The sequence below is a fragment of the Mesorhizobium sp. GW821-FHT04C10 genome, from assembly GCF_059420305.1.
This window is the reverse complement of record NZ_JBWKTL010000001.1, coordinates 4,166,134-4,187,467: the sequence shown is the minus strand read 5'-3', so window position 1 is coordinate 4,187,467 and position 21,334 is coordinate 4,166,134. Positions and strand designations below refer to the sequence as shown.

The following is a 21,334-nucleotide window of genomic DNA, read 5'->3' as shown; positions in this document are numbered from 1 at the left end:
CATGTCCAAAACACCCGATTCGGGCAAAACGGAAGATGACGAGCCTTCGACCGTCGAGCAATATCTGGTGAAGGATCCGGAACGCTTCGCGTTGAACATGGCGCGCATGGTCGAGCAGGCCGGCAAGGCGGCGTCCGCCTGGGCCGAGCCGCGCGAGAAAGGCGAGGTGCGCGACCACGTCGCCGAACCGGTCGTCGACATGGTCAAGACCTTTTCCAAGCTCAGCGAATACTGGCTTGCCGACCCGCAGCGCGCGCTCGAGGCGCAGACGCGGCTGTTCGCCGGCTATATGACCGTGTGGGCGAACGCCATCCAGCGTGTCAGCCCAAGCGCCGAGGGTGCCGACGATGCCGTCAAGCCGGAGCGCGGCGACAAGCGCTTCCAGGATCCGGAATGGGGCCGCAACGCCTTCTTCGATTTTCTCAAGCAGGCCTATCTCGTCACCTCGCGCTGGGCGTCCGAACTGGTCGAGCACGCCGAAGGTCTGGACGAGCACACCCGCCACAAGGCGAGCTTCTACGTCAAGCAGGTGTCCAACGCCATCTCGCCGTCGAATTTCATCCTGACCAATCCGGAGCTGTTTCGCGAAACCGTCGCCTCCAACGGCGAGAACCTCGTGCGCGGCATGAAGATGCTGGCCGAGGACATCGCCGCCGGCAAGGGCGACCTGAAACTGCGCCAGGCCGACTATTCCCCCTTCGAGATCGGTCGCAACATCGCCACCACGCCCGGCAAGGTGGTTGGCCGCAGCGATGTCGCGGAGATCATCCAGTATGATCCCGCCACCGAGACGGTGCTGAAACGGCCGCTGCTGATCTGCCCGCCCTGGATCAACAAGTTCTACATACTCGACCTCAACCCGCAGAAATCCTTCATCCGCTGGGCGATCGAGCAAGGCCATACCGTCTTCGTCATCTCCTGGATCAATCCGGACGAGCGCCACGGCGCCAAGAACTGGGAAGCCTATATAAGGGAAGGCCTGCAATACGGCCTCGACACGATCGAGAAGGCCACCGGTGAGCGCGACGTCAACGCGATCGGCTACTGCGTTGGTGGCACGCTGCTGGCGGCGGCATTGGCGCTGATGGCCAGCGAAGGCGATGACCGCATCAAGTCGGCGACCTTCTTCACCACGCAGGTCGACTTCACCTATGCCGGCGACCTGAAAGTGTTCGTCGACGAGGAACAGGTCGCCGCGGTGGAAAAGTCGATGAACGAAAAGGGCTATCTCGACGGCACCAAGATGGCGACCGCCTTCAACATGCTGCGCTCCGGTGACCTGATCTGGCCTTATGTCGTCAACAACTACATGCGCGGCAAGGATCCCCTGCCCTTCGACCTGCTCTACTGGAACGCCGATTCGACCCGCATGGCGGCGGCCAATCACTCCTTCTACCTGCGCAACTGCTATCTGGAGAACAACCTCTCGCGCGGCACGATGGAATTGGCGGGCCGCACGGTCTCGCTCGGCGATGTCACCATTCCCATCTACAACCTCGCCTCGAAGGAAGATCACATCGCGCCGGCGCTGTCCGTCTTCCTCGGTTCGAAATATTTCGGCGGCAAGGTCGACTATGTGATGGCCGGATCCGGCCATATAGCCGGTGTCGTCAATCCGCCCGCATCCAACAAGTACCAGTACTGGACCGGCGGCGCGCCGATCGGCGATTTCAACCAGTGGATAGCCACGGCCACCGACCATCCGGGATCCTGGTGGCCGCACTGGCAAGGCTGGATAGAAGCCAAGGACAACACCCGCGTGCCTGCCCGCAAACCCGGCAAGCATATGAAAACCTTGGGGGATGCTCCCGGTACCTATGTCAAGGTGCGTGTGTAACGGACTGTAATGTCTGGTGAGTTGACGGCTTGCCAAAAGCGGGCGAAATGGTGTCGTCAACCGTCGAGCGGCCGTAATTCGGCAATCGCTGCAAAAATACTTTCAAGCTTGCGGATTTGACACAGGTCTCGTTTCCGGATCGGAGACAAAGGTCACCTTGGACTGCGGCGGCCAGTGCTGCGCCAAGGATTACCGGCCGGGTATCGAGGGGGAATTTGACTTTGAAATCAGCAGGATGGAGCCTCGCAAAGGGAGAACGCCGCGCCATCGTGGCAGCGCTCTGCTCCGTGCTCCTGGCCTCCTGCACCTCGGCCGGCGACCCGACAATGTCGGTCGGAATGCCTGGCTACAATGCCTCTTCCTCGAACATCAATGCGGCCGCCACCGGCAAGCCCATCACCACCACCGATTCGACATCGCAAACCACGACCACCCAGACCACCGTGATGAGCGAAGGCGATACGGCGCTTCCCGAAACGGTCGCTTACGTCCCGGTCGCCAAACCCGAGGCTGCCTTTCCACTGACAACGCCGGCCGGGGCTGAAACGATCGCGGGACAAACGCCGCAGGCCCTGCAGCAGCCGGCCCAGACGGCGCAGCAGACCGACGCGGTCGCCCAGAAGATCGCCGCCGCCGATGCCGAGGTGACGGCGCCGAAGCCTGCCGCGGCACCGGCGATGAACAATCCGGTCTATGTGACGGCGGGCGAGATGCCGCAAGCCGAGGCGCCGAAGAAGCGGGGCTTCCTGGCCTCGATGTTCGGCGCCACGCCGGCTTCCGCAACCCCCGCTCCGCTGGTCAACACGCGCACGGGCGAACAGCCGGCCGTGCAGGCCAAGCCAGCGCCGGCTCCGGCAAAGCCGATCATCACACTGGCCTCGGCCGATTCCGCCGCAAAGCCGATACAGTTGGCTTCGACCGGCGACGAAGCCGGCCACATCACGGGCGGCGACGCGTTGCCCGGCGTGCGCCAGACGGCGCTGTTCGAGATCAAGCGCAAATCCGGCCTCGACGACGAAAGCGACGTCGACCTCAATGAGGACGAGGGTTCGGGCGGCAGCTATCAGGTAGCGTCCGCCGCCGGCATGGCCCGGCTCGCGCCCAACGGGCTGCTGAAGCAGAACGAAAGCGTTGATGTCGCCTGCCTGAAGCCGTCGCTGGTGCGCGTGCTGAAGACGATCGAAGGCCATTACGGCCGCAAGATGATGGTGACGTCAGGCTACCGCGACCCCGCCCGCAACCGCCGCGCCAACGGCGCCAAGAATTCGCTGCACATGTACTGCGCCGCCGCCGACATCCAGGTGCCCGGCGTTTCCAAATGGGAACTGGCGAACTACATCAGGACCATGCCGGGCCGTGGCGGCGTCGGCACCTACTGCCACACCGAATCGGTCCACGTTGACGTCGGCCCTGAGCGCGACTGGAACTGGCGCTGCCGCCGGCGCAGCGGCGGTGGCGACGGTGGTGGCGACGGCTAATGGGCCGAAGCCTGTTGGCTGCCAAGGCCGTTCAGGCAATGTCGTTCCGGCGGACAATTCCAAACATTCGAGATTGGCCGAAGCGTCCCCCACTTCGTCATCCACGGGCGGAGCAGGAGCGAAGCTCCGTCGCGGAGACCCGAGGATCCAGTCCGCACCCCCTGTCGAAGAGCGCAGCGGAGCAGAATTTGCTCCGTGGCAGCGCCTTGAAATCGCGGCATGGATTCTGGGGTCTGCGCCGCGTCGCTTCGCTCCTTGCTCCGCCCCAGAATGACGAAGCGATGGGCGTTTATGCTAATCGCCAGGCCGTGCAGTCGTGATGAAATCCCTGTATTCCCAAGGCCCACAAAAAAGTTGTCCAGGGCGGCACTTGACGGGTTGCCGGTTGCGCACAACGCCAGTATAAGCCGCTTCGTCTGAGCGCGCCCATCGTCTAGCGGTTAGGACACCGCCCTTTCACGGCGGTAACAGGGGTTCGATTCCCCTTGGGCGTACCAGTCTTTTCAAGCACTTAGCTCTTTACCCACATTGCCGTGTCCAACAGATGTCCAATATACGGGTTTGGACGCGGGTAGAATCAAGGGGCCGAAAGTCCAGCTTGCCGCAAATTTTTGGCCGATTACGCACCTGCTTTGATCAGCATGGGAGATGATCAATATGAATTGGGGAGCATGGGTCCCGGCGCTGTTGTCGAGCGGCGTTCTAGCTGCGCTAGCCCTGGCCGGTAGTTATCTGCTAAAATTGGGCATCGAGAAGGGAATTCAACACGGGCTGGATCGCGAGCTTGAAAAGCTAAAAGCACAGCTTCGCGCCAAAGACGAACAAATTAGCGCCGTTAGAAGCACCGCGCTCACAGCACTTACGTCACGGCATGAAGCGTTAGATTTACGGCGGTTGAAGGCGGCGGAGGCGCTTTGGAATGCCACCATCTATCAAACGAAGTTTCAAATGGCCGTGAGTTCCGTTTCTAACCTAAAGATAGATGTTATTTTGAAGGGAAGCGCAAAGCGCGATATTGACGGCGAAAAGATTAGACAATTTGGCGAGGTTTTATGGCAAACTTCTTCAATAGAAAAGCTAATTAACGAACAGCCTTCTGTCACTGATACAGAGCGTCTTTTTGTGCCACCTTTAGCCTGGGCCGCGTTTGAAGCATACCGATCGATCGTAGGCCACGCAGTTGTGATTCTTGCCACGATAAAGTCTGGGGTTGGCCCCGATCTTTTAAAGGAAAACGATAGTATCATTAAGGCGGCGAAGCTTGTGCTTCCACATCAGGCCGACTTTCTTGAGAAATATAAGGAAACCGGCATTTATTATCTCGTAGACGAGCTAAAGGAAAAGATTTTTTCCGAACTCGTGGCGTCATTCACTGATCCAAATGCCGGTCAACGCGCAATTGATCAAGCGTCCGACATAATTCGGTACGCCGACTCGAAAACCGCTCCTGTTATGAATGCGGAATTGCCGGCGAAATACGTTGCTGAAAAGCCGGCCCTCTGAAACACAACGCTTTCAGATTTTGTGAAACCCGTCTCTAACCGCCTTGGTTTCCAGCGCCTGTTTCGTAATCCTATCCACGTGATGTAGAGGGAAGATAGCTTCGACGGCTGACAGCGCTTCATCGACTGTGCGTAGATTGGTAGCGATGCATTCCTCCAAGACCGTTTTGCGGGCAATCATGTCGCCAGCCATTTTCTCGGCCTGCCGATTGCGGAGCATCGCGCGCTGATCATCCGAAAAGCCAGTTAGAAACGCCGGGCCGATCAGAACAGCGGCCATGGTTTCCTTGTCGCCGGCATCAATGGCCTTCAACGCAACCGTAAGACGATCATTTTCCTTCAGCCCGAGAAGATGGCGACGAATTTCGTTCGAACGAGGGCCATCTTCAATTTCAAGCTTTGCGCGGATATCGTTGTCGATAGCCTCAATCGTTCGCTTCGCTTGCGTGCTGGCATCTGTGGCGAGTTTTGCAACACTGTCTAGCCAGCCATCGGAGCGCTTTTTCATGTCCATAAAGTTGGCTTCGGGAGTCATCGCCGGGTCTTGGGATTGCAACGCCGCTTTCAACGCCGTGAAACCGCTCCGCAAACTGTCGTGCGCCGCCTTCATCTGACTCACAACGGCATCGGTCTTCGCGGCTTCCGCGAGATTGGGCTTTAGATAACGCTCGCCTCGCAGATAATCGCCACCAGCTTCCGCAACAACGACAGGATCAATAAGCGGTTCGCGGTGTTCTGGTGTGAGATACGATGCGCGCTGGTTTTGCGGGAGAACCATGGAAATTCCTTTCACATTTTAATGCGGAGATTTGCGGGCCAGATCAGGCCAGCATCTGTCAGAATGCGGCGAAGCGCGTTCGTTGCGGCGGTGAATTCGACAATGTTGTAGGGCTCACCGTTGGCCATCCTGGCTTCGGCGTCTTCACACCAGATCGCCAGGAGCGCGGCTCGTCTCGCCAGCATCACTCGCGCTTCAGTTACCCTGCCCTCTTGCGTCAATTCGACGGTAAGCTGAGCCAACAATTCCTTGTAGCGGCGAGCGCCACTAGTGCGACCATCAATGCCGGGCAGAAGCGCGCTTCCGTTGCCCACACGGCTGCGAGCCTGTGGCGGTGCGAATGCTAGTGCACGCCTTTTCATAATCTATGCTGCCTCTATTGCTCAGCAAGACGCTATAGCGGCATGCACAGAAAGCAACTACCTAAACAGTATTATAGACAACGGTAGATGTTGATAGGCAAAATAAATATTTCGAGAAAAAATAGCTGAAAATCGCATCGGTGAGCGGCGAACGGAGATCGCCCGGCTCTGGCTTGCCCACACATACTGTAGGAAGCGATAGGATATCGATAGGAAGGCCAATAGGAAGGTTAAGTTATTGAAATATATATAAATAGGAAAAATAGGAAGGAATTCACTCGTACTCTCCCCTTACCCAGCCTTCCCCTGGACAGCCTCCTACCGTCCTATTTTTCCTATTCGCAACAAATTCAATACGTTACCCATCCTATCATTGCCCCTATTTCGTCCTATCAATCTTGCTCGTTAAGCCAATCGGGCTTTAAGATCAGGAATATCATTCCGCTATATTTACTCATCAACTGAATGATATGATTGTAATGATCGGAATTCGTTTTATCTAATTTCCGCTTTTCCGCGATAACGTTCAGGACAACTCCCATCTCGCAAAGCGTCGTCATAGTTGCCTTGATAGCGGCAGACGATTTTCGGTGGTCCTTTTTGAAAGCCGCCAGCTTAGCAACCGCCTTGTGGATATAGGAATAATCGACAAGAAGCGCCTCTCTCAGCGCTCTAGTCTTGTCGTCCTTAATTTCGGCAGGATCGCGGAAATAGTATTTCTTCAAGACTTTCCTGACTTCGGCAATCTGCTTATCGTTGCCAGTCTCATCAACTATGCCCATTTCGCCGGCTTCAAATTTCGCCAACAACCGCCGAGTGTCGGTTAGTACGAGAGACGCTGCCCAATGGATCATATCGCCCGTAATCACCGGTGCTCGCCAATTGTCGGCAACGGCCAATAGCGCTGCCAATCTTCCCGTCTTCTGCGCTACCCGCGTCCAGATATTGTTTACGACTTCTCCGGACTTTGAATTGATTACGGCGCGGGCATGTTCGCGAATGGTGTTCAAGCTGGCCTCGGCATCCGGATTAATGCCGACAACCGTAACCTGTTCATTCTGCGCAAGCTCGGAAACGTGCTGATATAGTTCGTCAAGCTGCGAGATTAGCGGCTCGCCAACGTGCGCAAATTGGTGACCTTTATTGTACTCCGGGCAAAGGCCGGCATATTCGATAATGGTGAAGCGCGAAATCAATCCGTTTGTAACCTGGGTATCGTCAAGCGCCTCATAGACCGTTGCGCCTGTGCCCTCCCCGAGCAGTGTAAACGCGGGAGAGATTATCGCAGAAGTCGTTTCCTTTCTGTCCGAATACTCGTAGGGCTCAAGGATGCGCCCGCCACCGGAAAGCGTGAACAGCTTCAGCAACTCTCTTTTTAGGGTTTGGGAGTGCTCTGAAGATCGCGGGTTCGCCATCTGTTGAAGCTTAATGCCGACCTCGCCGGCAACGCAGACGAAGCAAGGGTAGGAACGCCGCGCGATCGATTTCACCAGAGCGGGGCCGCTGGCGAAATCCGCTGGCCCCATGATGTTAGTCGCGACAGGGCGCTTCTTTGCGAGCTTAGCAAGAATCTTCGACATCCCGGCTTTCGCCGCGTCCTTACCCATGCCGGTATCCGCCACCAGCAATATGTATTGGTTCAATCCATCATCTGAAAAATTGAATTGCCTACCCACAATTCCTGCGAACAACGCCATTGCGCCAGCAAGCGCAACTTCATGAATAGGGTGCGGCGCTTGTGCCAGGATGAAATCATAGATTTCGCCAATTAGGCCGGGAGGTCGATGGTTATGAAAGCCTAGAGTTATGTGGGCAATGCTCATGACCGCGATCCGGCCAGAAATCTGGCTAGTTCGTCGGCATCCACTCCGTTGCGGCGGAAGCATTCAATCGCGATAGCGGCAACGTCAGCGTCACTTGAAACGTCAGCGTAGAAACTTCGGTCCAAACGGAAGAAATCACCACCACGATAGAGGAAGATTGCCAAATGCGTATTTGACGAGAGTTTTATGATCAGCACCCATCCTCTTGGTACGCCGATTGGTTCGCCGGCAAATCCAAATTCGCTCACATCGCATCTGCGAATTGCGAGAGTGCGGCTTTTTCGACCGGGCTTGCTGAAGTAAGCGATATCGGCGTTATAAGCAGATATGTATCCGCTCGCTGGTGAGTAAAGGATGGCGTTTCCGCTTTGGGGCACGGTTGGAAATAGCTGATAGGTCATCGCTATCGATCCCTGAATTTGGGTTGCTTTCGCGGGCGATAGAGAATATCTTCCTATCTTCGATAGTGCCCGCATAAAGGAAGCCGGCTTGGTGAGAGGCCGGCTTTCATTTTGGGGCTAGGCCGCCTTCGCTGAGGCCGCCTCGCGCGCCCTACGCCAGTCTGTGGCGGCTTCCTTCGACACCAGGACGCGCCCGCCTACTTTCATGATACGCGGCCCCTGGCCGGCCTTCTGAAGGTTGTAGAAGCTGGCGCGGCAAATCCTATGCGCGGCGCAGAATTCAGGCACTGTATAGGCTTCGGTTTGAAGGTCCATATCGGTCGCTCCTGTTTAATGACAGGCTTATATGGACACGAGGAGAAACGAGCGTCTTGGTCGTTTTATAATAAAAACTCAGCCTTTAATTTGCGCCTTAAACGACAATACAGTGAATTATGATCTTCTTTATCGACAACACGAAATGCCATAGCGATATCATAAGCGGCCTGTGACTTTGTACTGTAAATTCCGGCCTTCTTTCCTAAAATCGCTATCTCAATGTACTTCCTATCATCGTATCCACGCGGCGGAATGCGATCTTCAAGGGCTGGGCCCCATTCGAATTCAAATTCCGTCATGTCGCGGCATCCTCAAATCGGAGAACGTTCGCAGTCTCGGCAACATCAAAGCGCGGCGCGCCTGCCCGAATTGCATCTGCAATGTATGACGGAGCCATATGCCCGTAATGCTTTTCGACCATGCGCGTATCGGCGTGACCGAGATTTCTAGCGACAACCATCAATGGAACGCCGTTCATGACCGCGTGTGATGCCCACGTATGGCGCAGGCCGTGAAAGCCGATCGTCGGGCTGATCTTCCCGTTTGTGCAGGCTTCGGCAATCGGGCGCGACTGGTGCGACTTTCCCCACACTTGACCGTTCGGCCCCGTAAACAGCCTGTCGCTGCCAGCGCGGCCCGCTGTAACGCCTTTGAAGAACTTCGCACCCTCTGCCGTCAGGACCACGTGACGCCCGCTACCGGCCTTGCTCTGCCGGATATGGATTGTTCCCGCATCGGGGTTGAAATCTTCGACCATTAGCGCGGCAAGCTCGCCGTACCGTGCGCCGGTTTGAAGCGCGGCTTGAACTAGTTTTCGAAACGCCGGCTCACTCGCATTCATGAGGCGCTGGGCTTCGGCAATCGTCAGGTAGCGCACGCGGGCGCTGTCTGCATTCTCGAAGGGCTCAACGCGCCGCCATTGATCATCAGACGCGACCTTTCCCCCCTCGCGCCACGCTCGATTGAGGGCCGCTTTCAAAATCGTGAGTACGCGGTTTGCACTCGCTTTCCTGCGCCGCTTCGCGTCGTCATCGCCAGTGAGCGCGCGGAATTTCTGCTCGCCACCCTTCTTTGTCCGAACGCGGGGCGCTGTTTCCGCGATCTTTTTATGCCACGCGCGAATATCCTTCGCCTTCAACTGGAGAACTTCCTTCGCTCCAAGTGTGGGCAATATTAGCGCGTCCGCGCGCCACCGGGCATCCTTGGCGGATTTCCGAGCGCTTTCCATCCATAGCAAGTAGTCATCAATGGCTTCTTTGACGGTGTATGAGCCGGAAACCGCCTCGCCAATTCCCGAGAGTGATGCGTGCATTTTGCGCGCGCTATCTTGTGCCTGAAAAAAATCCAGAACCGTTGCGCCGTTCGCATCAAGCCTGTCGTCGGCGTCGGCGATCGTCTCGACTGAGTAGTCTTTTTGGCCTTGTGTGACGTAGAGGCGCACAACCCATCGCCCGCCGCCGGTCTTGGCCTTCCGGTAGCCTAGATGCAGGCCAGGGCCGATCGCCTTGTAGTAGGGCTTGCCGCGCGGCGGGAGCTTCGCTCGCGCTGCCTTGCTGTCAAGAATAGCGTCCGTTACCCGCCTAGCCATTGCGCCCGCTCCGTGCCGTGTCCAACAGATGTCCAATATATAGCGTTGGACACGGATGGGCAAGAACAGGCTAATTTTACCATATATATCTGAAATCAAAGCATTTTATTGGACAGAGACAAACAGACATATACTATTTAGCGTCTCTTTCACGGCGGTAACAGGGGTTCGATTCCCCTTGGGCGTACCAGCAACTTCAAGCAATTAGCAAAAAACCTCCGCTCCCTGTCCCAATTTTTGGCGAATATCCGCCGAATCGCAAACCTGAAGCCGAGCGGCCACCGTCTCGATGCTCGCTGGCGCTGTCTGGCGCCGTGCTACGTCCTTCGTTCGCATGTTTCACCTACATCTGACAGCAGTGCATATCTTTGCCATGCGGCACCTAAAGCGGAGGCCTAAATGGGCGGCTATAAGCCCTGGCATGATGCTATTCACGACCATCAGGTCGAGTGTTTCGCTTCGGAGAACGGTTTGACCGCGGACCTGGTCTGGGAGTTGATCCTCAAACACGGTAACAGCCGCAAGGCCGTGATCAAAGCTGCGCAGGGTTTGGAAGGTGATGTCAGGCAATACGGCGGATCAGCACCCTACTCCCCCGTGAAGCCGACGCCCCTCCTGACGACAATTGGGCCGATGAAAGCAACAGCCGGCTTGCACGGAAGGAAGCCCCAAGTCGGCTAGGCCATGCGCCCAGCAGTCCGTGATCGCACCATATCGCAGGCTTCTTGAATCAGTCATGCCGTTCATGCGGCGGACCTGATTGTCCGCTTGGCCGGCGTCCACCCCCCACCCAACGGTCCCCAACCGACGGGCGCCGGCCATTTTGTCCCCTGTCCTCGGATAGGCTCGCCGAGAAACCCCAACGAAATCTCGGCGAGCCAGCCGCCCTGGCATGAGGGACATAAACAGAGCGACCAATTGCTCTACGAGTCCGCTGTCCGCAAAGTTGCCGGAAATCGACATACCCCTGGCAAATTGAAGCCCGCGCCCCTCTGGCGGCGAAAAGGCGCGGGCCCGATCGGAGACCCGATCTTCGGCAGGACGATGGAGGGCACCTACCTGCCGCACGGATCAACTTTTAGAGATGGCTAATGTTCCGCATCAAGGTGCGGTTGGAGGCCGCACCCGCCCCGTGGTGTGCCACCGGATAAACGCGACTTCCTTCCCGGTGACATCCCGCACGACCTTCAACAGCGCCTCATGCAGGGTCCGCATTGCCCGGCGGCGGTCGCACTGTGGCGACAGAACGGCTTCACGATGCTCCTGTGCAGCGCTTCCGCTACCTCCAGGAAGCACTCGATTTCAGCCTGCGATAGCTGCTTCTGGCCAGGCGATCTCCATTTTTGAGGGGTTCGCCGCAACGGGAGGATCCCTTACTCTGCCCCGCTTGCCACCAGCCGCAGGTTGCGTGATGCTGGGTCAGCTTTCGCGAGGGTTGGTTTGATGTTTCTGAGACTAACGCTTACCGACGGATCCTACATTCTCCTAAACTCAGATCACATAATCGGAATCGAGCCGGTTTCGAATGTCGCAGTCTGCTATGTCTATCTGACGGGGGTAGGAGCCGCTTCAAACGAGACCGCCGTCAGGGTGACTGAAACCATTGAGCAAATATCCGATTTGCTTCATGCCGCCCACGTCTAACGCCAATGGCGCGCGCCAGAGCTTGGCGTCAGTCGCATTGGGGCTATTCGCCTTCAGACTGCCCGCTGCTCGCCTTCGCTGATCCTGGCCTTCCGCTTGTCCTTACGCCGCCGTATCGTCCGGACCGCACAGGCGCCTCCCGCCGGGCCAATGCGCGCTGTTCGGCCGCCTGCCGTTTTCTCAATCTCATAGTCGCCTGGACCCGTCGCCCATGGCGTCCAGCCCTTGCCAGGCCGCTCTGTCAATTCGCTGTCGTGCATGGGAATTTTACGGCTCCCGGCCGCGGCTCATTCGTTAACGCCTTGTTTGCCTGACGTCTGTTAGCTTCGGCGAATGGAAACAACCTTCGACGATCTCGGCAAGGCTCTGGAACGACACCGGCACACGCCTGGAGCCAGCGTCGCTGCGGTCGCTGTGGCCCTCGCGATAGGCCTGGGTATTATCGTTGCTCTGGTCGGCATGGCGTCAACATCCGGTCCACAGGTTCCTCACAATGTCGGCTTGTGGGGCGAGCAGCACGCCATAGGTTAGGGGACCACACCAGCCCGACAAGCATGCCGAACTGGAGCTTGCTTTAGGGCTTTGTCCTTCTGGGTTTGGCCGGGGTCAGAAAGCCATCCCTTATCAGATCCAAGGCATCGAGCGCGTCTTCATCCAACAAGTTTGTCAGGGGCACTCCGCCCACGCGCACAACCTTGTTGTTGTCTATGTCGTAGACCTCCCAGAGCCCATCCCTGACTCTCCGCATTGCGTGCCGTCGCTCCATAAGGGATTCCTAATAAGCGACGCATCGAAGCTCCTGCAAGACAACTCGATCCACAGGCTGGAGTTAACGGTGGAAAACTGCTCGCTGCTCGACAGGGCTGAACGAAGCCCGCCCCAGACAGTTTTGCCCCCGTCCGAGGCGGGCTGGTTGGAAGCTGATGGAGGCAGCTTCCTGGCCTTGGCCCACGGGGATCAAAACCAAGGCGGATTCAGAACTTCACCAAGCGAAGAATGTTCCGGCGGCAGGATCGATCCGCCATGCCGTCTTTAACCCCTCGGAGCCATCTTCTTGCGCCTAGCCGCCAACCAGCGGCACGGTAACGGTGGTCGCGTAGTTGATCGGGAAGGCGCTGAGGTAAGGGAAGTCGACGACGAAGGCATAGGTGGCGGTCAGATGCGCCATGCGGAAGCCACCGCTCGCCGGGTCGATAGCGATCGTCACGTTCACATCCTTCAAACCCAGGGCCTGCAATTTCTGCGTGGCGATCGATTGGATGTCGGCTTGGGTCAACGTGTTCTGAAGCTGCAGCGAGCGTGACGATGTCTCAAGCGTATAGCGAACGCTGGAGACCGAGTTCATCGACCAGCCCAAGGCGAAGATTCCGAACAGCAATATGATGAGGAATGGCGCGATCAGCGCGAACTCCAACGCCGTTCCACCCGATCGATCCCCCTTGAAGGCGCTTGCCTTAGCGGACACGGATCACCTCCAGGTGGCCGATGACGCTGGACGCGGAAAAAACGCCGAAGGTGAAGGGCGGCGTCCAGGTGGCCGATGCCTGGATCTGGACATAGACCGATGGAACCTTCGGCCCACTGCACAAGGCGGAAGCGTTGACCACGGTCGTCCCGCACATATAGATCCGGCTTAGCGTGACCTGGCCGTCCGTCGGCCGCTTCTCCCAGCTCGAGATCGCAACCGCCTGCGTCGCCGTGTCATTGGTCGATCCTGCCATGATCAAATTCGCGGCGGTCTTCACGCCGGCGCGCATCGACAGCGAACTCGTCACATAGGACCAGCCGTCGATGATGCCGAGCAGCGCCGCGCACAGGAAGGGCAGGACCATGGCGAACTCGACCGCGGCAACGCCCGAACGGTCGCCAAGCATCGGCTTTGATCGGCGTTCCACGGGAGGCTACTCGACCAGTGCCACGGACTGCGCGGCCGGAATGTCGCGCATTCCGAGGCTGGTGCAATCCTGATTGATGGTTGAACTGCCTGACCATTGGATCGTATCGGCGACGACTTGGGTGCAGCCGCCGTTGCCCGCGAAATTGCCGAGATAGCTGATCTGCTGTCTTGGGAAGTAGATGGCCCCGGTCAGCAGCGAGTCGGCTGTGCCGTTGAAGGTGCTGGATGCACTGCTGCCGGCCCTGTCGCCATAGAACAGAACGCCTGAATAGGCTCCCGAAGTCGGCGCACTGAGCTGCACGGAGGCGTTGCCGTTCATGCTGACCGTCGAACTGCCTGACATGAAGATGGTCACCCCGCTGCCGGTGACGGAAGCGTTGGCGTTTATCTTGAGATTGCCCTGAACGACATAGACGCCCGGCTGGAGGGTAACGCTGCCGCTAAGGCTCAGTCCGCTGCAGTAGGTGCCAGGTTTCAGCGTCGATTTGTTGGTGTTCTGGCAGGGATTTGAAGCGGCCGGGGTCGGCAGGTCGGCGAATGGATCGGCGACAGGCAGCGCCTGGGTGATCGGGGCCGGGCAAACGGTGGTGACCGGATTGTTCAGTGAAACGCCGCCCGCCGATATCAGGCAATCGACCTGCAGTGCTGCCGAGCCCTGGAGCTTGATGGCGTCCGAAGCGTTCGAATTGGACATCACCACGCAGCCGGTGACCTTCACGCTGGTGTTGCCGGAAAATAGTACAGCCTGCGAGGCGGTCGGATCGAGCGCGGTCATGCAGGACTTCGAGGCGTTGGTGATAAGGGCCACCGCCCTCGCCTGTTCAGGCACCTGGCCCTGCGTGAAGATCGAGGTGAACATCCGGTCGAGCTTCTGGCCGACGATGACCTCGACCGCTTTCTTCGCCGTATTCGGTCCGGACGCTGGCGGCGTATTGACGACGATCGTGCCCGAGCCCAAGCCATTGGACGTAGCCGACTGTGTCGCGGCCGCGACGATCGTCGGCTTGTCGGACCCTGAGATCTGTTCAAGCGCGCCGGCATAGGCGGCGGCATCGGCCGTCGCCTGCAGTTTCAGGCTGTTGTAGTACCAGTAGGAGGTCTCCACGCCGAAGCCAGCGGCACCGACGACGATCGGCAGGCTGAGGGCGAAGATAGTGGCAACATTTGCCCTGGTACTCCGGCGTATACCGGTCGCCATGAGCCGAATTCGGGTGAAGCAATTGCAAGCCATGGATTAAATTAGAAAGCACGCATATATGAACGAACGGCTAAGAAGTTCGGTTCATTTTTGATCACGGCTTCGATTGGCTTCAAGCAGCCGGCCGTTCGCTGATCGGTGCGCGGACGACGGCGATTGCCGTTCCTGACGGCACGGTAGCGCTCCGCGGACGAATGAAAGCGATCCGGCTCAACCGGATGCGGTCAAATCCAGCGCGCCGGCAGTCTTGGTTTGCCGGCAGCAGTCTTGGCTTCAGGCGGAAAGGACGGGCACTGGCTCTGAGGTCACTCCAGCCGACAACTCTTTCTGTACGGCCAGGAAAAATCTGCGGACTTCGTCACCGGCGGTGGCTCTGTCCCTGCCCGACCCGACGACGAGGTCAAGCAGTTCCGCTGCCTTGGCCCTCCAGAACGAGGCCGCGGTCTCGCCATGCAGATTGTCGAGCTTGGCCGCAACTTCTCTGACCAGGAATAACTGACGGTCGATCGGGAACGCACGGATTTTTTCTGCAGACATCTTCCGAACCATGAGACTGACGCAACGAATCAACATTGCTGAACAAGCAATGGCGTAGCCGCGAAGGTGGAAACGGAAGCTTAACGCCGCTATTGATGGATATCCGCGACACGAGACAGGGCACTCAAGCCGAACTGGTTATCGAGGCAAGCGAAGCTGCCCTCAAGCCTGCAGCGCCCTCGCCTCGCCGCCGCGCTTGCGCGGCGCCATCATGTCGCTGGCCATCAGTCCGGTGACGCGGCAGAACGCCATGAATGCCCGGCAGGCATCCTCGGTCTTGACCACGTCCACCGTGGCGCCAAAGCAGGCGTTGAAGGCTTTCTGATACACCGGCCCCTGCCGGCGTGCCGGCCAGTCCTGGAGAAAATCCAACGCCTGCTCGACGCTGTAAATCTCCTCGACGGGCAAGCCGGGCCCTTGCGCGATGCGCACCGGCACCTCGAACTGCAATCTGTCCATCCGAAATCTCCCGAACTGGCGTCGCCCAGCAACGCCGTCCGTCGTCAAAAGTTGCTTTGACCGGTTTGTGCCACGGAAATGTGTCGTCACTGCGGAAGCGGCCGCTTCTGCTGCAAAGGGCGAGGAAAGTTCTGCCGGCATGAAGGTACCCGGCAGAACTTTCCGATCCGGCGGCGCAATTTACTGATTGGCCGGGTCGGTCTCGGCGTCGAAGGCCATGCGCACCACCATCACCAGAACATAGGCCGACGGCAAGGCGAACAGGGCGCCCAGCACGAGCGCTCCGGTTCCCGACAGATAGAGCGTCTCGGCGATCGCCCAGTAAACGGTTCCGATACAGATGAACGCCTGAACGGACAGAAATGAAGCAGCCGAGGCCGCACGCGACAGGCTTTTGAATGTCTTGATACGTTGTTGCATTGCGATAATCCGGAAATGACGCGCCGCGCGACCAATGCGCGGCTATGGCCGCCGCACGGATCGCGACACGAATGGCTGGAATGGATGGCGTACGTGCGGTCTTGGACCGCTCAGGCCTGCGCGGACGGCGGCGCGCGCGGCTGATTGGTGCTGGTGCACGGAGCCGAGATCGTCCCATGGCCGGCGACAAACACCGCCGGCGACGTCGGGGCGAGCCAAAGGAAAACAGTTTCTGGAGCCGGCAATGCCGGATGGCCGCCCGCGAACTTGGCCAGCACCGGCCTTGCGGTGCGAACCTCAAGGGCCTGTGCCTTGTTGGTGACGCGCAGCAGCGCCGCGACTTCGCCCGACCGTTCGATGCCAACGCTGGCGCTGCCCTGGGCGGGGTCGGCGAAAATAGGGACGTCCGGCCGGCCGAGGCACAGCATCGCCAGCAGCACAAGGCCCATCAGACATGAGCAGGCTGCCGTCAGCGGCGCTTCAAGCGATCTGGCGCGCTTCAGGGCTGGACGCGATCTCCAAAACATCGTCCCGCCCTAGCGCACGACGGGCGGAAAGGAAAGCAAACCGTGCAAAACCGGCAAAAGACCGGACCGACGCGACGAATATCCCGCCGGTTCGGGCTGCATCAGGCAGTTCTTCCTTGAACCTTTTGCCCCCAAGTGCCAAATCTGGTGGGATTTTCACGCCAGCACCCCTGCAGCGCCCTACCTTCCATACGGACAAAATGGTCACCTATCTCGACGCCGCCACCGCCCCCCTCAGGAACACCGGCCAGATCCGCCTCTATGGCGAGGACGGTTTTGCCGGCATGCGCAAGGCATGCGACCTCACCGCGCGTTGCCTGGACGAGCTGGTGCCCATGGTCGCGCCCGGCGTCACCACCGATGCCATCGACCGTTTCGTCTTCGAATTCGGCATGGATCACGGCGCGCTGCCGGCGACGCTCAACTATCGCGGCTACACGAAGTCGTCCTGCACCTCGATCAACCATGTCGTCTGCCATGGCATTCCCGACAACAAGCCGTTGAAGGATGGCGACATCGTCAACATCGACGTCACCTACATTCTCGATGGCTGGCACGGCGATTCCTCGCGCATGTATCCGGTCGGCACCATCAAGCGCGCCGCCGAGCGGCTGCTCGAGGTCACCCATGAATGCCTGATGCGCGGCATCGCCGCGGTCAGGCCCGGGGCCCGCACCGGCGCCATCGGCGCCGCCATCCAAACCTTTGCCGAGGCGGAGCGCTGCTCGGTGGTGCGCGACTTCTGCGGCCACGGCGTCGGCCAGCTGTTCCACGACGCCCCGAACATCCTGCACTATGGCAACGTCAATGAAGGCGTGGAAATGCGGCCCGGCATGATCTTCACCATCGAGCCGATGATCAATCTCGGCCGGCCGCATGTGAAGGTGCTGTCGGACGGCTGGACGGCGGTAACCCGCGACCGCTCGCTGTCGGCGCAGTACGAGCACACGATCGGCGTGACCGACGCCGGCTGCGAGATTTTCACGCTCTCGCCCAACAAGCTCGACCGGCCCGGCCTGCCGGCCTGATTTTTTGACCGTCGGGCGACTGCTGCGCCCGATCGATTGCCGGATGCGGGGGCGGATGGGGAAAGCCAACGACGACGAAGACGAGCGGAGTTTCTTCTCCGACGTACCGGTTCGGCCGGCGGCGAAGGCAAACCCGGCTCCAGCCGAAAAACCTGGATATCTCGGCCATCGCGACCGCTTGCGCGAGCGCTTCGTCTCAGCGGGTCCAGACGCCCTGCCCGACTATGAACTTCTGGAGCTCCTGCTCTTCCGGCTGATCCCGCGCGCCGACACCAAGCCGGCCGCCAAGGCGTTGCTCACGCGCTTCGGTACATTGGCCGAGGTCCTTGGCGCGCCCGTCAACCTGCTGCAGGAAGTCAAGGGCATCGGCCCGGCGGTGGCGCTCGACCTGAAAATCGTCGCGGCGACGGCGCAGCGCATGGCGCATGGCGAGGTGCATGGCCGCGAAGTCCTGTCGTCCTGGACGCAGCTTCTTGCCTACTGCCGCTCTGCCATGGCCTTCGAGGCGCGCGAACAGTTCCGCATCCTGTTCCTCGACAAGAAGAACGCGCTGATTGCCGACGAGGTGCAGCAGACCGGCACTGTCGATCATACGCCCGTCTATCCCAGGGAAGTGGTCAAGCGTGCGCTTGAACTGTCGGCCACCGCGATCATCCTGGTGCACAACCACCCGTCAGGCGACCCGACGCCGTCGCGCGCCGACATCGAGATGACGAAAGAGATCATCGAAGCGGGCAAACGGCTGGGTATCGCCGTGCACGACCACATCATCATCGGGCGCAAGGGATACGCCAGCATGAAGGGCCTGCTGCTGATTTGAGCGCCGGCCGATATGGCGAACAAATCATCTTCGCCGAGAGCAGAGCCAGGCCGTTCGCCCGCAACGCATCCGACCAGGCTTTCGTCATCGACTTCCCGCATTCCAGCGCCTTTCGGACGGGCCGCTCGACCATCATTGGTTGGCAGCCAGGACCATGGTCCGGCCGGGATGGGACTTCAGTGCCATAGCCGTCTCATGGCGCTGATTTACGTGTAATATCAAGTAATTACGCCTCCTTCGGTCACCGGCCTCGCGCATTGCGACCGCATTTGTCTAAAGTTTACTCCGTACAGTTAGCGGTTTCTCATATTACGCTGCCCTAGCGGTTGGGCGGAGGTGGCGATTCCCCGAGGAGACACCATGACAAACCGGAAAACTCTGTTCGCGGCCCTTGCCGCATTGGCGCTTCTGGCGTCGCCGGCGCTCGCCGGAGGCGGCAATGGGCACGGTGGCGGCAACGGGCACGGCGGTGGCAACGGCAACGGCGGTGGCAATGCCGGCGGCAATGGCAACGGCAATGCCGGCGGCAATGGCCATGGCAAGAGCGGCGCTTCGCATGGAAAGTCTACGTCGGCCCCAGGACAGGTAGCCAAGGCGGAAACAACGGACACAACAACCGATACCACGGTCGATACCACGGTCGACACCACCCAGGTTGCGTCCGTGCCCAAGGACAAGAACATCCATGCCAAGCTTGGTCGGCTGAACTCGCTGCAGCGCAACATCAACGCCTATATGAATTCCAAGAGCAAGAAGTTCGCCGCCATTCAGGCCTTTGTGACGCAGTCGGCGAAAGCCAAGAACGCCGAGGCCACGGCTGAGGCGGCTGCCGCCACGGCCGCCGCTGCCCAGGCCCAACTGGATACGCTGAATGCACAATTGACCGCCCTGCAGGCGGATCCGACCGCCACGGCCGCACAAGTCCAGGCTGTGAACGATCAGATCTCGGCTCAGCAGACCGTTGTAGACGCCGATAACGCGGCGGCCGCCCAGGCAGAGGCGGCGGCGGCCGCGGCGACCGTTGGCACCGATCAGGCGTCGCTCGGCGCGGCGCTGACGGACATGGCCAACAAGCCCGTAGACGCCGAGGTCACGGCCTGGGCCCAGGGCGTCCTTGCCGGCAAGATCGACCAGATGGCGACCAAGATCGGAGCGGAGACGACGCCGTAGGCGTCTACCAAAAACGGCAGTATCCTGATTGTGGAAGGCAATGCCGCCGGGTTCGCCCAGCGGCATTGCTGTTTCTGGCCGTAGAGAAGACGCCCGAGGGCCATTCAAGCGTGGCAACTGCTTGCTGGATTGCTGGAAGGGGCTGCGATGAGCGTCCGATCAGGCGCAGCGGATCGAACGAAATACGGAAATTTGAAAATCGTTCAATCCTGGAAAGAGCAATCCAGCCATCTCGGTCAACTTGGATCAATCTTCCAATCAACAAGCGCAATCTCCTATTTTTTGGAAAATGGTTTCGTTGAGGCGCCGCACTTCCGCTGCTACCGTTTGAAACGCTTCAATCGGAACTAGGCAATTGCAACGCAAGCGCCCTACCATAGCGGATGTCGCACGGACCGCCGGTGTTTCCATCGGCACGGTCTCGAACTTCATCAATGGCACAGCCGGCCTCAGGGAAGACACTCGCGACCGCATCGAGAAGGCGGTCGCCGCGCTGATGTACCGGCCGAGTTCCTTCGCGCGCTCCCTGCCCGGCCGCGCATTGCGCAGACCAAAAAACCTCGATCACCTGCCAAGGCTTCTGGTCGCCGGACGCGTCAGCGTCGACTTCCTGTGCCGCGTCGACGTGCTGCCGCATAGAGACGACCGGATCACCGCCAGCCATATCGAAAAGGCGCTGGGCGGCCCAGCCGCCAATCTCGCGGTTGCCGCGGCCGGCGTCGGGGCGCCCTACGCTCTTGACGTGGAACTGGCGACGGCGGTCGGCAGGGATGCGGAAAGCGACTGGGCGCTGGGCGAACTTTCCAAGCTGGGCGTCCACGCCCTCCCCATCCGCAGCACGCCCAACAACCGGCTTTCGCAGGCGATCGTCATCATCGAGCGCAACGGCAGCCGCACCATCATCAGCGAACCGTTCGAACTGGGTGAGGTCGACCTGACCGCCAATCTGGACATCCAGCCCGAACAGCGCCCGGCCTGCCTGCATATCGAAGGCTTTCACTATGAGACGATGACCGCCTCCATCACGCGCTTTCATCAGGCCGGCTGGAAGGTCAGCCTGCATTCGGCCGGCCTGCCCAAAAGCGCGCGCACGCCGGAAACCTTCGCGCAGATGGTCAGGCAGATCGACCTGACCTTCATCAACGACGTGATGATGCGCGAGATTTTCGGCTTTCGCACCGGAATCGCAAGCATGATCGATGAGGTGCGGCTGATGCTGTCACGCATCAAGCCGCGTGGCACCGTCGTGCTCACCCTTGGCGAGTTTGGCGCGGTCGTCTTCCCGGCTGGCGGCGGCCCACAGATCGAGGTGCCGGCACTTCCGGTCAACCGCGTCGATGCCACCGGCGCCGGCGACAGCTTCGCCGGCATCTTCCTGAGCCTGTGGCTGCATGGCGCGTCTCTGGACGCCGCCGCCCGCTATGCCGCGATCGGCGCGAGCCTGACGACCACGGTCGAAGGCGCGCAGGGCTACATCGCGGATTTCGCGACCCTGAAGGCCGCCGCCTTGGCGAGCAACACTGTTATGGCAAGTTAAATCAAAGACT

22 protein-coding genes and 1 tRNA gene are annotated in these 21,334 nt (G+C 59.5%); 9 read left to right on the top strand and 14 right to left on the bottom strand.

Annotated features, from left to right (window positions below; genetic code table 11):
* Position 1 precedes the first annotated feature (1 nt).
* From phaC to AC07UC_RS20280, 4 genes are all read left to right on the top strand, one after another.
* Positions 2 to 1,837 carry a class I poly(R)-hydroxyalkanoic acid synthase gene (phaC, locus tag AC07UC_RS20295; protein ID WP_140773195.1) on the top strand — a complete coding sequence of 612 codons (1,836 nt, stop codon included), beginning with the start codon at positions 2 to 4 and terminating at the stop codon, positions 1,835 to 1,837.
* A gap of 215 nt (positions 1,838 to 2,052) precedes the next feature.
* Positions 2,053 to 3,315 (top strand): YcbK family protein, encoded by a 1,263-nt coding sequence (locus AC07UC_RS20290; RefSeq protein ID WP_494907215.1) that lies wholly within the window; start codon positions 2,053 to 2,055, stop codon positions 3,313 to 3,315.
* A gap of 422 nt (positions 3,316 to 3,737) precedes the next feature.
* Positions 3,738 to 3,812 (top strand) — tRNA-Glu (locus tag AC07UC_RS20285).
* Between the two features lie 151 nt (positions 3,813 to 3,963).
* Complete coding sequence (locus tag AC07UC_RS20280; protein WP_494907214.1) at positions 3,964 to 4,818, top strand: hypothetical protein; 855 nt, start codon at positions 3,964 to 3,966, stop codon at positions 4,816 to 4,818.
* A 12-nt stretch (positions 4,819 to 4,830) separates the two neighbouring features.
* On the opposite strand, the gene AC07UC_RS20275 is transcribed toward AC07UC_RS20280, so the two are convergent.
* The 7 genes from AC07UC_RS20275 to AC07UC_RS20245 form a co-directional block, all read right to left on the bottom strand.
* Positions 4,831 to 5,595 carry a hypothetical protein gene (locus AC07UC_RS20275; protein ID WP_494907213.1) on the bottom strand — a complete coding sequence of 255 codons (765 nt, stop codon included), beginning with the start codon at positions 5,593 to 5,595 and terminating at the stop codon, positions 4,831 to 4,833.
* An 11-nt stretch (positions 5,596 to 5,606) separates the two neighbouring features.
* Positions 5,607 to 5,909, bottom strand: a complete 303-nt coding sequence (locus AC07UC_RS20270; RefSeq protein WP_494907212.1) for a hypothetical protein — start codon at positions 5,907 to 5,909, stop codon at positions 5,607 to 5,609.
* A 440-nt stretch (positions 5,910 to 6,349) separates the two neighbouring features.
* The gene (locus AC07UC_RS20265; RefSeq protein WP_494907211.1) at positions 6,350 to 7,780 is read right to left on the bottom strand and encodes a DUF3987 domain-containing protein; all 1,431 of its coding nucleotides are present in this window, start codon (positions 7,778 to 7,780) and stop codon (positions 6,350 to 6,352) included.
* The gene (locus tag AC07UC_RS20260) at positions 7,777 to 8,181 is read right to left on the bottom strand and encodes a hypothetical protein (protein WP_494907210.1); all 405 of its coding nucleotides are present in this window, start codon (positions 8,179 to 8,181) and stop codon (positions 7,777 to 7,779) included. Before AC07UC_RS20260 ends, AC07UC_RS20265 begins: the two co-directional genes overlap by 4 nt.
* Positions 8,182 to 8,298: 117 nt before the next feature.
* Complete coding sequence (locus tag AC07UC_RS20255) at positions 8,299 to 8,496, bottom strand: helix-turn-helix transcriptional regulator (protein WP_494907209.1); 198 nt, start codon at positions 8,494 to 8,496, stop codon at positions 8,299 to 8,301.
* Positions 8,497 to 8,561: 65 nt separating this feature from the next.
* The gene (locus tag AC07UC_RS20250) at positions 8,562 to 8,798 is read right to left on the bottom strand and encodes a hypothetical protein (protein WP_494907208.1); all 237 of its coding nucleotides are present in this window, start codon (positions 8,796 to 8,798) and stop codon (positions 8,562 to 8,564) included.
* Positions 8,795 to 10,087, bottom strand: coding sequence for a tyrosine-type recombinase/integrase (locus AC07UC_RS20245; protein ID WP_494907206.1), 1,293 nt, complete (start codon positions 10,085 to 10,087; stop codon positions 8,795 to 8,797). The genes AC07UC_RS20250 and AC07UC_RS20245 overlap by 4 nt, the downstream gene beginning before the upstream one ends.
* A 399-nt stretch (positions 10,088 to 10,486) precedes the next feature.
* Between AC07UC_RS20245 and AC07UC_RS20240 the strand changes: the two genes are divergently transcribed.
* Positions 10,487 to 10,768: a hypothetical protein gene (locus tag AC07UC_RS20240; RefSeq protein WP_494907205.1), complete on the top strand. Its 282-nt coding sequence runs from the start codon at positions 10,487 to 10,489 to the stop codon at positions 10,766 to 10,768.
* Positions 10,769 to 12,791: 2,023 nt separating this feature from the next.
* Here the strand turns inward: AC07UC_RS20240 and AC07UC_RS20235 are convergent.
* The 7 genes from AC07UC_RS20235 to AC07UC_RS20205 all read right to left on the bottom strand — a co-directional run bounded on the left by AC07UC_RS20235 (position 12,792) and on the right by AC07UC_RS20205 (position 16,691).
* Complete coding sequence (locus AC07UC_RS20235; protein WP_140773190.1) at positions 12,792 to 13,196, bottom strand: TadE/TadG family type IV pilus assembly protein; 405 nt, start codon at positions 13,194 to 13,196, stop codon at positions 12,792 to 12,794.
* Positions 13,186 to 13,626, bottom strand: a complete 441-nt coding sequence (locus AC07UC_RS20230; protein ID WP_494907204.1) for a TadE/TadG family type IV pilus assembly protein — start codon at positions 13,624 to 13,626, stop codon at positions 13,186 to 13,188. The genes AC07UC_RS20235 and AC07UC_RS20230 overlap by 11 nt, the downstream gene beginning before the upstream one ends.
* Before the next feature lie 6 nt (positions 13,627 to 13,632).
* Entirely contained in the window at positions 13,633 to 14,859 is a 1,227-nt protein-coding gene (locus AC07UC_RS20225) for a pilus assembly protein TadG-related protein (protein ID WP_494907203.1), read from the bottom strand.
* 240 nt (positions 14,860 to 15,099) lie between these two features.
* Positions 15,100 to 15,363, bottom strand: a complete 264-nt coding sequence (locus AC07UC_RS20220; RefSeq protein ID WP_494907202.1) for a DUF6074 family protein — start codon at positions 15,361 to 15,363, stop codon at positions 15,100 to 15,102.
* Between the two features lie 162 nt (positions 15,364 to 15,525).
* On the bottom strand, positions 15,526 to 15,822 hold the full coding sequence (locus AC07UC_RS20215; protein WP_202322056.1) for a DUF982 domain-containing protein: 297 nt from the start codon (positions 15,820 to 15,822) through the stop codon (positions 15,526 to 15,528).
* A gap of 180 nt (positions 15,823 to 16,002) precedes the next feature.
* Positions 16,003 to 16,242: a hypothetical protein gene (locus tag AC07UC_RS20210; protein WP_140773187.1), complete on the bottom strand. Its 240-nt coding sequence runs from the start codon at positions 16,240 to 16,242 to the stop codon at positions 16,003 to 16,005.
* A 110-nt stretch (positions 16,243 to 16,352) separates the two neighbouring features.
* The gene (locus AC07UC_RS20205; protein ID WP_202322052.1) at positions 16,353 to 16,691 is read right to left on the bottom strand and encodes a hypothetical protein; all 339 of its coding nucleotides are present in this window, start codon (positions 16,689 to 16,691) and stop codon (positions 16,353 to 16,355) included.
* Between the two features lie 278 nt (positions 16,692 to 16,969).
* Here AC07UC_RS20205 and map point away from each other — a divergent pair, with 278 nt between their 5' ends.
* The 4 genes from map to AC07UC_RS20185 all read left to right on the top strand — a co-directional run bounded on the left by map (position 16,970) and on the right by AC07UC_RS20185 (position 21,324).
* Entirely contained in the window at positions 16,970 to 17,797 is an 828-nt protein-coding gene (gene map, locus AC07UC_RS20200; RefSeq protein ID WP_202322050.1) for a type I methionyl aminopeptidase, read from the top strand.
* Positions 17,798 to 17,852: 55 nt separating this feature from the next.
* The gene (radC, locus tag AC07UC_RS20195; protein ID WP_494907201.1) at positions 17,853 to 18,617 is read left to right on the top strand and encodes a RadC family protein; all 765 of its coding nucleotides are present in this window, start codon (positions 17,853 to 17,855) and stop codon (positions 18,615 to 18,617) included.
* A 360-nt stretch (positions 18,618 to 18,977) separates the two neighbouring features.
* Positions 18,978 to 19,787: a hypothetical protein gene (locus tag AC07UC_RS20190; protein ID WP_494907200.1), complete on the top strand. Its 810-nt coding sequence runs from the start codon at positions 18,978 to 18,980 to the stop codon at positions 19,785 to 19,787.
* A 355-nt stretch (positions 19,788 to 20,142) separates the two neighbouring features.
* Positions 20,143 to 21,324 (top strand): carbohydrate kinase family protein, encoded by a 1,182-nt coding sequence (locus AC07UC_RS20185; RefSeq protein WP_494907198.1) that lies wholly within the window; start codon positions 20,143 to 20,145, stop codon positions 21,322 to 21,324.
* The last annotated feature ends 10 nt before the right edge of the window (positions 21,325 to 21,334 follow it).